The organism is Paenalicyclobacillus ferrooxydans, from assembly GCF_001399675.1.
In the GTDB taxonomy this organism is placed as follows: Bacteria; Bacillota; Bacilli; order Alicyclobacillales; family Alicyclobacillaceae; genus Alicyclobacillus_B; species Alicyclobacillus_B ferrooxydans.
In genome coordinates, this window is the sequence record NZ_LJCO01000107.1 from 83,607 (window position 1) to 95,449 (window position 11,843).

Here is an 11,843-nt window from a genome sequence, read left to right on the forward strand (position 1 = left end):
AAGGAGATTGTCATATGACCGAATACATCAAAAGCCTGCGAGAAATTGCGGGCACGCGACCCTTGATACAATGCGGGGCCACTGTGGTCGTCTTTGGTGAAGCCAACCGTGTGTTAATGCTGCGTATGCGTGCTCCTGTTCAGTTGTGCTATGATGAAACACTAGACCCTGTTCAAGCGATGACAAGAGTCAATGGCATGCGTAAAGTACGTGACATGTAGGGGAAATGAATGAGGGGGGTAGTTCCATGAGTTTGATTCCATACGTGATTGAACAAACCAGCCGCGGTGAACGGAGCTATGATATTTACTCACGGCTTTTAAAGGACCGGATCGTAATCGTTGGTCAAGAGATTGATGACACGCTGTCCAATGCGATTGTTGCACAACTACTGTTTTTGGCAGCCGATGATCCCGATAAGGACATCCAGATGTACATCAACAGTCCGGGAGGATCGGTCACAGCCGGGTTTGCCATCTATGACACGATGCAGCACATCAAGCCGGACGTGTCTACAATGTGTATCGGCATGGCGGCGAGCTTTGGTGCAGTCTTGTTGACAGCCGGAGCCAAAGGGAAGCGATTTGCTCTGCCGAACAGCGAGGTCATGATTCATCAGCCACTCGGCGGCGCTCGCGGCCAGGCCTCAGACATCAAAATCCAGGCGGATTGGATTCTCAATACTCGAGAAAAATTGAACCAGCTTTTGGCCCGCCACACGGGTCAAAGTGTCGAACAAATCGCCATAGACACGGACCGTGACCGGTTTATGAGCGCCGAAGAAGCCAAGGCATATGGTCTGATTGACGACGTCATTGTTCGGACGCTCTAATGGGCGCCGTCGTTCCATCCGAAGCAAAAAGATGATCATCGCAGCTACATCGAGAAAGATTCTAAGCTGCTTATAACCTCACGCCTTGCGCGCCTCGAGAACAATCTCGAGGCGTTGCTCTTGGGCTGGCCTTTTCCTTGGCTTCCTGCCCCAAGGTAGCCATTGCTTCCTGAATTTTGCTACCCGAATTTCTCCACATGCGAACTCTCGTGAATCTGAAGCACACGTCTGAAGTGTCAGCGTTCAACGTGGGTAGATTTGTCGATCCAGTGGGACACCTACCTATTATTCTGTGTTATCATGTAAAAGAATGTAAGGTTATAAGGTTTTGTGACGTCTTCCGGAGGTATGAAGAGGGTTTTCGTCGATTGAAGGGGGAAAATGTTTGAGGACGAAATGTTGTTTGTCTGTTGCCGCTACACTATCAACTCTACTAACCATCATTTCACCCGTAACAGCTCACGCCGCCACAACCTCATCTACACGCACCGGACCTTACACCGTGAAACCTGGAGATTGCTTATATGACATTGCAGCAACGCTTCACATCAGCTTGGGCTCATTAGAGGAGGCAAACCCTAAAGTCCACCATGGCCTCATCTACCCTGGCGAAAAACTTGCTATTCCATCGAATGCAATCACCCGTCCGATAACCAAGGAGACAGCCAGTCGGGTAACAACCAAGCGGATACCCAGTCAGAGGACCAAGCAGACAGTCAGTCCCACAACCCGCCGTGGTGTAGCGACATCTGTAAAGGCTTCCGTTTATTCGTCAGAGCTCACACAAGAAATTCTACATACCGCTTACAGTCTGGAAGGGATCCATTACCATTGGGGCGGGACGAGTCCAGCAACGGGATTCGACTGTTCTGGCTTCGTCCAGTACATCTTTGCTACTCATGGTATCCATCTCCCGCGTACAGCAAGTGGACAATCGAAGGTTGGACGCACAGTCAAACTGAGTCAACTTCAGCCCGGTGACTTGATGTTTTATTCTGATACTTATTCGTATCAAACGAGTCAAGTGACTCATGTAGCGCTCTATATTGGAAACGGTAATGTCATCGAATCTTCGTCAGTCAGGAATCAAGGTGTTATCGTCATTCACAACATCATGCAGAACCCGTGGTACCGTTCACGATACTACGGAGCACGTAATGTCATCGGAAACTAAAACGAAAACTGTCGACACGTGAAGCGTATGTAGGTCCGTGGATAGTGGCAGGTCTCGTGGAATACGAGGCCTGCCACTGTTATGTGATCAGTCAAGTTGTTATGATTTCCACAGGGGTTCCAACACTTACCATGGTGTACAACTGCTTTGCAGCCGAGATAGGTAATTCCACACATCCGTTGCTTTGCGGCCATCCATAGGAGGCACGTGGGTATCCATGGATTGCAATGTTTCCGATGAGGCCCATCACCCACGGAACGTGATGATCGTTGTAGTGGACCCCATCTGGATTGATGCCCTTCATGTCGACCGAAGGGTACTTGGAACGAATGTAGAAAGTGCCAGTGGGTGTATAGCCACCTGGCATAGCCGTATTACATAGAGATTGAAAAACGACTTTTCCATTCTTATAGACTGTTAATGTCTCTGGTAATTTCTCTTGAACAACAATTTTTTCATCACTAGCTGTGATAAAAGGCCTCTTCACAGTGGAACTTAAATACTGACCTCCGTCTCCAACTGGACCGTGTATGCCGTCACCGACGACCAATGTCTCTTGCGTCGTCGATGGTAACGAGCTCACTGGGTAGAAATCAGCCGTCTCTGGGTTCTGCCAAACCCATTTTCCAGATATGGACGGTTGGAAAGACATAGCTTGGATAGCCCGAGAGCGATCTTGGATGGGCGCGCTAAAGCGCACAATGTATGGACCGCTTTGCGAAACATTTAATTGCCATGGCCCTGGGTTTGTAACGACCGTGAGTGGTCTATGCAGGGTGTCCGATAATTTCCATGATTCTTCCACCGTCTGGTTGTATACCGTTTCCACGCTTCGCACTTCAATTGATGATTTTTCACCTTGAGGAAGTGTGGTTTTCAACCACATGGAGGAGGATGGACGATTTAAATGAATTAACTTTGTATGCCCATTCATTGACCATGTCAATGCCTCAAGTGGCTCCGTAAACGTCAGATGAACGCCCTTAAATGCCTCCCATTTTACACTCGCAATAGCGGCGGATTCGGCCGCTTTTCTTTCAAGTTGTTGGTGTCGGATATGTGCACCTATGTAACCAGCTAAACCGCCTAAGACAAAGACTGACAAAGCAGACGCGGACAGGATAGAGGCTGACAAGATCTTGTATTTCAGAGTGTGTACACCACCAGATGTATGCCGTAAATGACTAGGCATCTCCATATTGTAAGAAAACCTGTTCGATAGAATTGTAATACAAAAAGGCTTAGGTGTGAGATTGAAGTTGGCACATGACTGCTAGAATTGTATTTCTCCACACAATGAATACATGTTCTGCAAGAAGCCTTGACAATGAATTCATATTTCAGGCGCAAAATGTTCTCCGGGCGGACAGCAACCAAGCTGTCTCGGATTGTGGCAGTAGGGGAGATGTGGTATAAATATTCTTATAATATCTATTAATAGAATATTTAGGTTAATTGAAGGGGTACCCAAAAGATATCTGTAGGGGGGAATCAATATGTTCAGTAGAAAGCGTCTCAAGCGCACTCGGATTGGGGTCGCAGCAGCATCTGTTGGACTCATGGTCGTTGTTGCTGGATGTGGAAGTCCGCACTCGAACACGGCCAATTCAACCAACACTGGGAATTCGACTGGTACCAACGCAGCGGGGCAGTCTTCTAACTCGCAACCAACGCCAGGAGGTACGTTGGTTTATGCGCTGTCGCCACAATCGAACTTGAACTGGTTTATTCCTGTTGTTGATTCCGCAGCCGACAGTGTGGCCAATTTTCAATTGATTTTTCAACTCTATAAGCCGTTGTTGTGGGTAAATGCGAATTACAGCATTAATTGGCAATCCTCGGTCGCGAGTAAAATTACATACAACAAACAGGGTACTGTCTATCATCTCTATCTGAACCCGAAATGGCATTGGTCAAATGGTCAACCGGTGACGAGTCAAGACGTCCTATTTACTTGGCATGTCATTCAGGCAGCCTCATCGGCAAATGCACCTGCTCCGTGGCCATATGTGGGGGAAGGGACGGGTGACATCCCGAACGGCATCAAGAGTGTTGTTGCGAATGGTCCGTATGAGTTGACTTTCACTTTGAAGAAACCTGCCAATCAGCAGTGGTTTATTCTGAATGGCTTGATTCAACTTGTACCAATGCCTGCTAAGGCGTGGGACATTCACAAAAACATCATGAACGAAATTAAGTACCTGGGAACCAATGCGACCAACCCGATGTTTGATACGGTTGTAGATGGTCCATTTAAAATGGCAAAGGCGCAGTCCGATCAATACTGGCAACTGGTGCCGAACACGTCGTATGACGGTCACAAGAGCATCTTAAACAAGTTGGTATTTCAGTACGAAGGTTCCAATTCAGCGGAATTTGCCGCTCTAAAAACAGGGAGCGTGAATGTTGGCTATTTAGACCTCAGCCAATGGGCTTCTCGTCAAAGCCTGACTTCGCAAGGAGATGCAATCACGCCCGAGTATATGTTTGGATATTTTGAGACCCAACTGAACCTGTTCAAAGGGTCTCCGGTGAGAAGTATTTTAGACAAACTCTACGTAAGACAGGCGCTGCAGATGGGCATTGATCGTCAATCGATCAACACCGATATCTTCCATGGATTTGCGCCTCCGATTGACGGACCGATACCAGGGACACCGAAGACGGACTTTCTCTCACCGTCATTGGCTGCCAAAAATCCATACCCGTACAACCCGGCAGCAGGGAAAAAACTGTTGGAAGCACACGGCTGGCACTTGGTCAACGGTGTCATGACTAAGGGCAGTCAACAGATGAAATTTACCTTGGCCTACCCGAGTGGAACGATAGCAGAAACGGATCAGGTGGAGTTAATGAAACAGGATTGGAGCCTTGAGGGGATTGACATTACGCTGAAGCCCTTAACTGCTACGGCGCTTGAAAGCATCACATATACCCCAAGTGATGCTTCACAATGGGATTTGTCAACAGGCTTAGCCTGGTTCTACAACGGTCCTGGTTATTGGCCAACAGGTGGCCAATTATTTGCTAGCAATGCACCTTCAGGATTTGGATATAGCAATTCCACAGAGGACGCTCTCATTGCAGCTACGCACCAGCCGTATCCCACCCAACAAGCAAGTATGCAGGCGTTCTATCGGTACGAAGACTTTACAGCTAAACACTTACCGGTACTCTGGCAGAATACTCAAGCGACGCTTGCGGTTCATGCCTCCAATGTGCATGATTCAGTAAAGTATGCCGACGCTTCTGTGGGATTCCCACAAATGCAGTATTGGTGGATGTCTCAGCCGAGTTCATAAATAAGCGTTGCCGTGCGATGACGACACAGGTCGACTTATCTTTTGTCGGTAAAGTGGCTAACACGTGGCGACGAGCCGCTAAAATCCAAATAGCGCGTTCTGAACGCGCTATTTCCGCCTTGGCGGTGGCGGTGAAGGCAGCGTCAAGAGTTTTGTGATTCCTGGTATGTCATGTGAACAGTAGAACTTGCTCACAGGTACGCTCATGAGCGAGCAGAAGAGTTGATCGCCCTTGGTACGTTTCAGATGATATGATTCCCGACATTGGCCCTGTTATGGCTGAGTGTCTTGTCCTGCTGGGATACTCGCACACGATTCGATTGAAGGGGAAGGATCCAGTTCGTTTACTCGACACCCCCGAAGAGCGTTTGGGATTTTGGTTGGATCCGTGTGTTGAGGGCCAGAAGACTGGACTTGGATCAAGTTTTCCGCACGACGAACTTGAAGAAGGCGTGGAAAAGGTTGTTGGCAGTTGGAGAGGACTGCCGTCTTTGGCGCGCTGTTAAAGGCGGCTGGAGGGAACTGCCGTGGTTGCTATCCCATGCATAGGAATCATGCCTCACCATGTGTAAAGATGTTGATTTTTTCGAATTAACGGTTGTGCAATGTGAGCTGCGATGGTAAGATAACGAACGACATACTGACGAAGGGTGTGAGGGCAAGATGCGTATCTCTCATAAGAGTGATGCACAGCAGACATTCGATACGTATTCTTCCGCCCTCGCAACACGGATGCATCGTCAGCACTGAACGAACAGACGAACTAGAATCCGTGACGCCTTGGGTGGTTAGCCTGAGGCGTCATTTTTAGCGCCATGGGCACACCCATGGCGTTTTGCTGTCTTTTGGCACATCTTCGGGAGTGATTCGGGGGGAGTAAACATCGTGAGATTTCGGGACTTTCATCGCAACGTTAAAATCCGCATTATCGTCGCTTTCGCCTTTGGCATCGCACAGGCGACGACGATGCCCTTTATGGCCATCTATTTTGCACGCAACTTCGGGGAAACCTTGACGGGGTTTGTGCTCGCAGTGGGTATTGTGGCCAGCGTTCTTAGTGGTGCCATCGGCGGATATTACAGCGACAGAGTGGGCCGCCGTAAGATAATGGTTTGGTCGGAAGGTATCTTTTTCCTAGCTTACACCGCTATGGCCGTAGGCAATAGCCCCTGGCTGAGCTCGCCGACCGTCACACTCGTTGCTTTCCTTATCACGAACATATGCTGGGGGTTCTACGGGCCATCAGAGGAGGCCATGTTGCTCGACGTGACCAATCCGGAGAACCGCAGCCTGATGTACGCTATCATGTATTGGTTGAATAACCTGACCATGGCAATCGGGACTGCTGTAGGCGCGTTGTTGTTTGAAACGGCACGTTTTCAACTGTTCGCTGTTCTTTCGATAGTTGTGTTCGGGGCTTGGATGACGACCCTATTTCTGATCGAGGAAACCTACACAGCGTCCGCTGCTGCACGCGCAGCCGTCAGTCCGCTCACAGGCATCGTCCGCAGCTACCGACGGGTGCTTGGTGACCGCATCTTTGTCCGCTACCTGTTGGCTGGGTTACTGACAATGTATGGTGAATTTCAGATGCAGAACTACATTGGGATCCATCTTGCTAAGACCGTACCGCTGCAAACGCTGTTCCACCTTCCGCACTTTGTTCTGCGCGTGGATGGTGTCAAGTTACTCGGCTGGCTGCAGACAGAAAATACAATCCTGGTGGTGCTTCTTGCCACCATCGCGGCGCGGTTGACTGCTGGCAAGTCTGAGCGCGCGGTGCTGTTCATCTCAATATTTCTACAAACGTTAGGTTACAGTGTCATCACGGTGGTGAGTCTGCCGCTCGTTTCCATTTGTGCCATGGTCTTCGCCACTGTCGGCGAGGTCACCGGAGTGTCGTTGAGGCAGAGCTATCTCGGCGACATTGCCCCCGAAAGTGCCCGTAGCGCGTATGTTGCGGTAAACGGTATGACATTTCAAGCCACTCGACTTATCACTTCACTTGCTGTCGTGCTCGGGGCGGTTGTTCCTGCCTGGGTCATGAGTCTGCTGTGCATGCTGCTTGGTCTGCTTGGACTTTGGCTATTCCAGTCAATTGTACCCGGTGTGCGCCATCGGCGAGAACACGTATACGGGCAAGCGGGACAAAGCAGCCTCAGCGTGTAATGACGAAGTGCAGCAAGTGTCTGAGAGAGCTCTGACGGGACGAAGGTGAGCGCCCGTGAGGGCGCTGTTATACAAGTACTCCCATGATTATGGACAAAGTGATGTAAGTGAATGGAGCAACATTCAACTGCCCCGCAATTTGTTTCAGCCCCTAAAACATCAGGTTCCTTGAATGCGCTATTAAACACACGGGGCTTATCTCAAAAAACGAATCTGTTCCCATCTGTAAATAAATATACTAAGAGGATTTTTTGGATTTTACCGCATTTGGGCAGAAGTGTTCTATAGCCAGTGATCGCAGTCATCGGTGGATCGTACTTGCAATAAGCGTCACAATGGACCATGAGGTGACGCCACATGTTTGGTTCAAACGGGGAACGAGAAATTCAAAAGAAATATGGAACTCAAAGTCGAGCGCAAGGATTCTACGAAAATCAAATGTTGAAAAAGCTGAATCCGGAAATGATGGACTTCATTACCAAACAACAAATGATGTTTATTTCCACCGCAGACGCAAGTGGGAACTGTGATACATCGTTTCGGGCTGCAGATGCAGGTTTCGTCAAGATTATAGATGAATGTACGATTGTGTATCCCGAATACAGGGGAAATGGTGTCTATGCTAGTTTGGGCAATATTACAGAAAATCCGCATATAGGGTTACTTTTCATTGATTTTTTTAATCATTGCATCGGACTACACGTCAATGGAATGGCATTCATTGAGCAAGAGATAGAGAGTGTTGAAGACCCAAGAGCAGAGCGATGGGTTCGAGTCGTAATTGAAGAGGCGTACATTCATTGCTCCAAGCATATTCCATTGCTGCAACGCCTTGATAGGGAAATTCATTGGGGTACAGATAACGTTGAATATAAAGGCGGCGATTATTTCAAAGCCAAGGTCACAAAGGCACTAGAGAAGAACTAAAAATACCCAAGGTCGGCATCGCTCCGTTTTTCAGTTAAAGGGTGCGAAACATGAAGAAGGACGAACGTTGAACTCTGAATACTAATACATATTGGTTGGTTCGTCCTTTTTAAAGAATCGGGAGAGATTAACTGAAGATGTAATCGTTCGATGAATTGGATGATTATATGCCCCAATGCGACAAACAGGAGTGCCATCCGCTAGGGCACTCCTGTTTGTCGGTTTTTACTGTCAAGTGGTAATAACGTCTATCTCAGTAACCACCCATTCCTCCAGCGGGAGCAATGAGAACAAAGAGAACAAAGATGATTAAAAACACGACAGCCCAGCGAGTGTATCCGCCGAATGCGCCCATGATCGGATCAGCCTCCTTCAATTATCTTCGATCAATGTGCACCCATTCCCCCCGCACATGATCCGCCACCGAATGCTGGGACAAGCAAGAAGAATAGAACGAAGATAATTAAAAACACGACTGCCCATTGTGTGTATCCGCCAAACGTGCCCATTAAGACCCCTCCAATCCGTTTCCAATTATTCGTACCGTTTATGGTACGTCTTAGGTTCTAAGAAGGGGTGGGCAGGAGGTAAAGTGCAAAAACCCAGTATGTGATTCTAGTTGGGCGACCTTTGACCCAGACCGGAGTTTCATTTGCTATGACGAAACCATAATTTGTAAGTCTGAATTTGGCACTGGTCTCATGCCGACAATGCGCGTCCCCTCACTTCATACGGTGAGATGAGACGGGGTGGAGGGTCGTGTGCAGCGTGCCGAGAGAAACGATTGGATTCAGTGGTTTGGAGGAAGTCATCGAACAGTCAGTTGAACAACTGAAGCGCGGTCAGGACATACAGGTGAATGGCTGGACTGTTTGATTCTGGAGTCATGTCAGATGCTCAAACCGCAATCTCATTACATCTCCTTGGCGTAACAGATCCACAATGGACCAACTCTCTGCTGTCAAGAATTGAGTTACTCAGCGCATCGACGGGTCGTGGGGTATCTATCCTGAAGACAATGGAGATTTGTCAACGACTGTAGAGTGCTACTATGTATTGGCGTTATATAATCGTTGGGGTTCACGCCCTCATTATAAAACGAATGCAAAAGACTTCATCATCCGACACGGAGGTCTCAAAAGGATTCGCGCACTCTCAGCGATGGAATTACCAAGTACTTATCGAACGATGAATCGCGCAAAAGGTTGGCTTCTTTCGGTGCAGAAGCCCGACGGTGGATTTGGAGAGTCGTGTGAAAGTGATCTGAAAGCAGGTTTATTTCTTCACGATGTGCCACACCGACACAAACAGCGTGGGGGCTGGACACTCTCGTGAGTTTACTCAAAGTTGAAGAATCCGCCTCAGATCATAAGAGGCTATTGTCGGCGGCTGACCGCGCAGTAGATTGGCTGTTAGCCACTTAAGTAACGGTCAATGGTATGAAGAGAAGCCGACGGGATGTACATTTCCAGGCACGTTGCATATTCGATACCCCATCAACGTATGGACACTTATCGCTTTGTGTCACTATAAATCAATCATTGAACAGATACCTGAAAGTGGGTGAATACAATGCTGGACCCAAGGTTATTAGATACCTTTCGAGGTAGGATTGCAAACCCGCGATATTGAAGGAGAACCAATAGAATCCTACGATATTGTAATCGCTATGACTTAGCCAACCCTGACGGTGCAGGTGCATTGGTAGACCATATGTCTGGTGAGCTCGCTGTTCCGATAACGCCCGCACAAAGGGCAGGAGCGGTTAACTGATTGGTGGCCCAACGAATTGATCCGGCGAACCGATGGCATCACATGCGGATGTGGAGCATTGTCAACGGGGGTTGACGCGAAGTCGCTGCTCTTAAGAAGGAATCAACGGGAATCTGCCTAGCTTCATAAAATAGGTGTGACAAAGGACGGTCATTATGGACCGTCCTTGTGTGTCCTGTCTCAATAGAGTATTTATTGCGCATAAGGGGGCTGAACTCGAAGAAGGATTTCCTCCCGTCCGTGCATAAATATATGCTGAGGGATTTTCTGGATTATGTCGCAAGCCGGCAGGAATGTCCCAGAACGTAACATAATATGGAGGCATCAAGGCATTGGATTTGGCGGATGAATTGGAATCAACTATATGGTGCCAGGACATGCTTAGGTCATCATCCGTCGAGGGGTCATCAAAGTGAAATCATTCAGTAAGTTGTTTGGATTGAAAAAGTTCCTAATTCCACTTGTTTCTGCATTTGGAGGACTCACATTTGGTTTGCATACTACTCAAGTGGTTCTGGCTGCGCCTATAGAGAGCCGCCAAAAGCAGATTGTCGTTGTGGATGCAGGTCATGGAGGTCCCGATCCAGGGGCAATAAGAGGGCAATTGCTTGAAAAGGACGTCAATCTGAATATTGCACTTAATGTTGCCCATATGCTTCGCAAGGACGGAATTCAGGTCTGCTTAACGAGATCAGATGATAACGATCTGGCTAACTCGTATGATGAGAAACGTCGACGCCGCCATCGAGCAGATTTGCAGGAGAGGATGCGTTTAATTCGAAGCGAAAGTCCCGATGCCGTGGTAAGTATTCATTGCAATTGGTCGAGAAATTCGTCGGCTCATGGTGCAATTGTATTATTCCGTCACAAAGGAATGGAAGGTGAGCATTTAGCAGAAGATATGGTTGAGTCTTTACATAGGGAGGGAATCAAGGCTGATTCATCTCGTAGCTCACGCTCACTTTATGTATTGAAACATACTAAAGTCCCCTGTGTCTTAATCGAGGTGGGGTTTTTAAGCAATTCAACCGAGGCAAAAGCACTTGGGGATCACGGGTACCAAAGTAAACTGGCGAGCGCAATTGAATCAGGTGTTAAAGAGTATCTTAATGCGAAAGACTCTAAATCCCCAATAGGTAAGTTCAACATGGTTGTTGAATAAAAATGAGGCGCACGCTCCACAAGCCAATGGTCGTGAATTCGGTATAAAAATCCCGTTGTAGGCTGTTTCGAATTACGAGGCTATCGGAAGCATTTCTGAATAGTTACTGTACCAGAGAAAATGGTAGTGGGAAAATTGAAATAGAGCTTTAGTAGTAGAGGGGGAGAGGAATTCGAAACACAAGTACATCACAACCCTCAGCAAGGCGGAGTGCGTGAGTTTTCTAAGAGAGAATGTGGATGTCATATCTCTAACCTTTGGCGAAGAAAAGTTTGTTGGCTGGATTTTCATAAATATATTCAGTTTGTCATATCGAAGTGGCAAGATTAGAATGTATAATCCAATATTCAACAAGATTATTGGCACAGTTAAGGAAAGGTAGTGTCCCGTCAAGTGGTGTAAATTTGAGTGCAACCCCTTAGTGTCGGCTATTTATGCAACACTGACGTTGGCGCCAGCAATTGCTGTTCGTCGGTACCGGTGAGTTTTGCCATGGACTCTCGG

The 11,843-nt window shown here is 47.9% G+C and carries 10 protein-coding genes; 9 read left to right on the plus strand and 1 reads right to left on the minus strand.

The window, feature by feature from the left end:
• The first annotated feature begins 14 nt into the window (after positions 1-14).
• From AN477_RS23070 to AN477_RS23080, 3 genes are all read left to right on the plus strand, one after another.
• Positions 15-221 (plus strand): NUDIX hydrolase, encoded by a 207-nt coding sequence (locus AN477_RS23070; protein WP_054971527.1) that lies wholly within the window; start codon positions 15-17, stop codon positions 219-221.
• Between the two features lie 26 nt (positions 222-247).
• Positions 248-832: an ATP-dependent Clp endopeptidase proteolytic subunit ClpP gene (gene clpP / locus AN477_RS23075; RefSeq protein ID WP_054971528.1), complete on the plus strand. Its 585-nt coding sequence runs from the start codon at positions 248-250 to the stop codon at positions 830-832.
• A 385-nt stretch (positions 833-1,217) separates the two neighbouring features.
• A complete protein-coding gene (locus AN477_RS23080) occupies positions 1,218-2,006 on the plus strand; it encodes a C40 family peptidase (protein WP_054971529.1) in 789 nt (262 codons plus the stop codon).
• Between the two features lie 91 nt (positions 2,007-2,097).
• Here the strand turns inward: AN477_RS23080 and AN477_RS23085 are convergent, their stop codons facing one another.
• Positions 2,098-3,204, minus strand: a complete 1,107-nt coding sequence (locus AN477_RS23085) for a L,D-transpeptidase (RefSeq protein ID WP_083486602.1) — start codon at positions 3,202-3,204, stop codon at positions 2,098-2,100.
• Positions 3,205-3,502: 298 nt separating this feature from the next.
• Here AN477_RS23085 and AN477_RS23090 point away from each other — a divergent pair, with 298 nt between their 5' ends.
• The 6 genes from AN477_RS23090 to AN477_RS23120 all read left to right on the plus strand — a co-directional run bounded on the left by AN477_RS23090 (position 3,503) and on the right by AN477_RS23120 (position 11,339).
• On the plus strand, positions 3,503-5,308 hold the full coding sequence (locus AN477_RS23090; protein ID WP_054971531.1) for a peptide ABC transporter substrate-binding protein: 1,806 nt from the start codon (positions 3,503-3,505) through the stop codon (positions 5,306-5,308).
• Positions 5,309-5,559: 251 nt separating this feature from the next.
• Positions 5,560-5,814 carry a helix-hairpin-helix domain-containing protein gene (locus AN477_RS25995; protein WP_054971532.1) on the plus strand — a complete coding sequence of 85 codons (255 nt, stop codon included), beginning with the start codon at positions 5,560-5,562 and terminating at the stop codon, positions 5,812-5,814.
• Positions 5,815-6,193: 379 nt separating this feature from the next.
• The gene (locus AN477_RS23100) at positions 6,194-7,477 is read left to right on the plus strand and encodes an MFS transporter (protein ID WP_054971533.1); all 1,284 of its coding nucleotides are present in this window, start codon (positions 6,194-6,196) and stop codon (positions 7,475-7,477) included.
• Positions 7,478-7,834: 357 nt separating this feature from the next.
• Complete coding sequence (locus AN477_RS23105) at positions 7,835-8,404, plus strand: pyridoxamine 5'-phosphate oxidase family protein (protein WP_054971534.1); 570 nt, start codon at positions 7,835-7,837, stop codon at positions 8,402-8,404.
• A gap of 984 nt (positions 8,405-9,388) precedes the next feature.
• Positions 9,389-9,739, plus strand: a complete 351-nt coding sequence (locus tag AN477_RS26000; protein WP_157062142.1) for a prenyltransferase/squalene oxidase repeat-containing protein — start codon at positions 9,389-9,391, stop codon at positions 9,737-9,739.
• A gap of 850 nt (positions 9,740-10,589) precedes the next feature.
• Complete coding sequence (locus AN477_RS23120; protein WP_054971537.1) at positions 10,590-11,339, plus strand: N-acetylmuramoyl-L-alanine amidase family protein; 750 nt, start codon at positions 10,590-10,592, stop codon at positions 11,337-11,339.
• The last annotated feature ends 504 nt before the right edge of the window (positions 11,340-11,843 follow it).

Excerpts from the sequence above, each read along its gene's own strand:
- AN477_RS23070 (WP_054971527.1), top strand. The coding sequence starts at position 15 with ATGACCGAATACATCAAAAGCCTGCGAGAAATTGCGGGCACGCGACCC.
- clpP (WP_054971528.1), top strand. The coding sequence starts at position 248 with ATGAGTTTGATTCCATACGTGATTGAACAAACCAGCCGCGGTGAACGG.
- AN477_RS23085 (WP_083486602.1), bottom strand. The coding sequence starts at position 3,204 with ATGGAGATGCCTAGTCATTTACGGCATACATCTGGTGGTGTACACACT.
- AN477_RS23090 (WP_054971531.1), top strand. The coding sequence starts at position 3,503 with ATGTTCAGTAGAAAGCGTCTCAAGCGCACTCGGATTGGGGTCGCAGCA.
- AN477_RS25995 (WP_054971532.1), top strand. The coding sequence starts at position 5,560 with ATGATTCCCGACATTGGCCCTGTTATGGCTGAGTGTCTTGTCCTGCTG.
- AN477_RS23105 (WP_054971534.1), top strand. The coding sequence starts at position 7,835 with ATGTTTGGTTCAAACGGGGAACGAGAAATTCAAAAGAAATATGGAACT.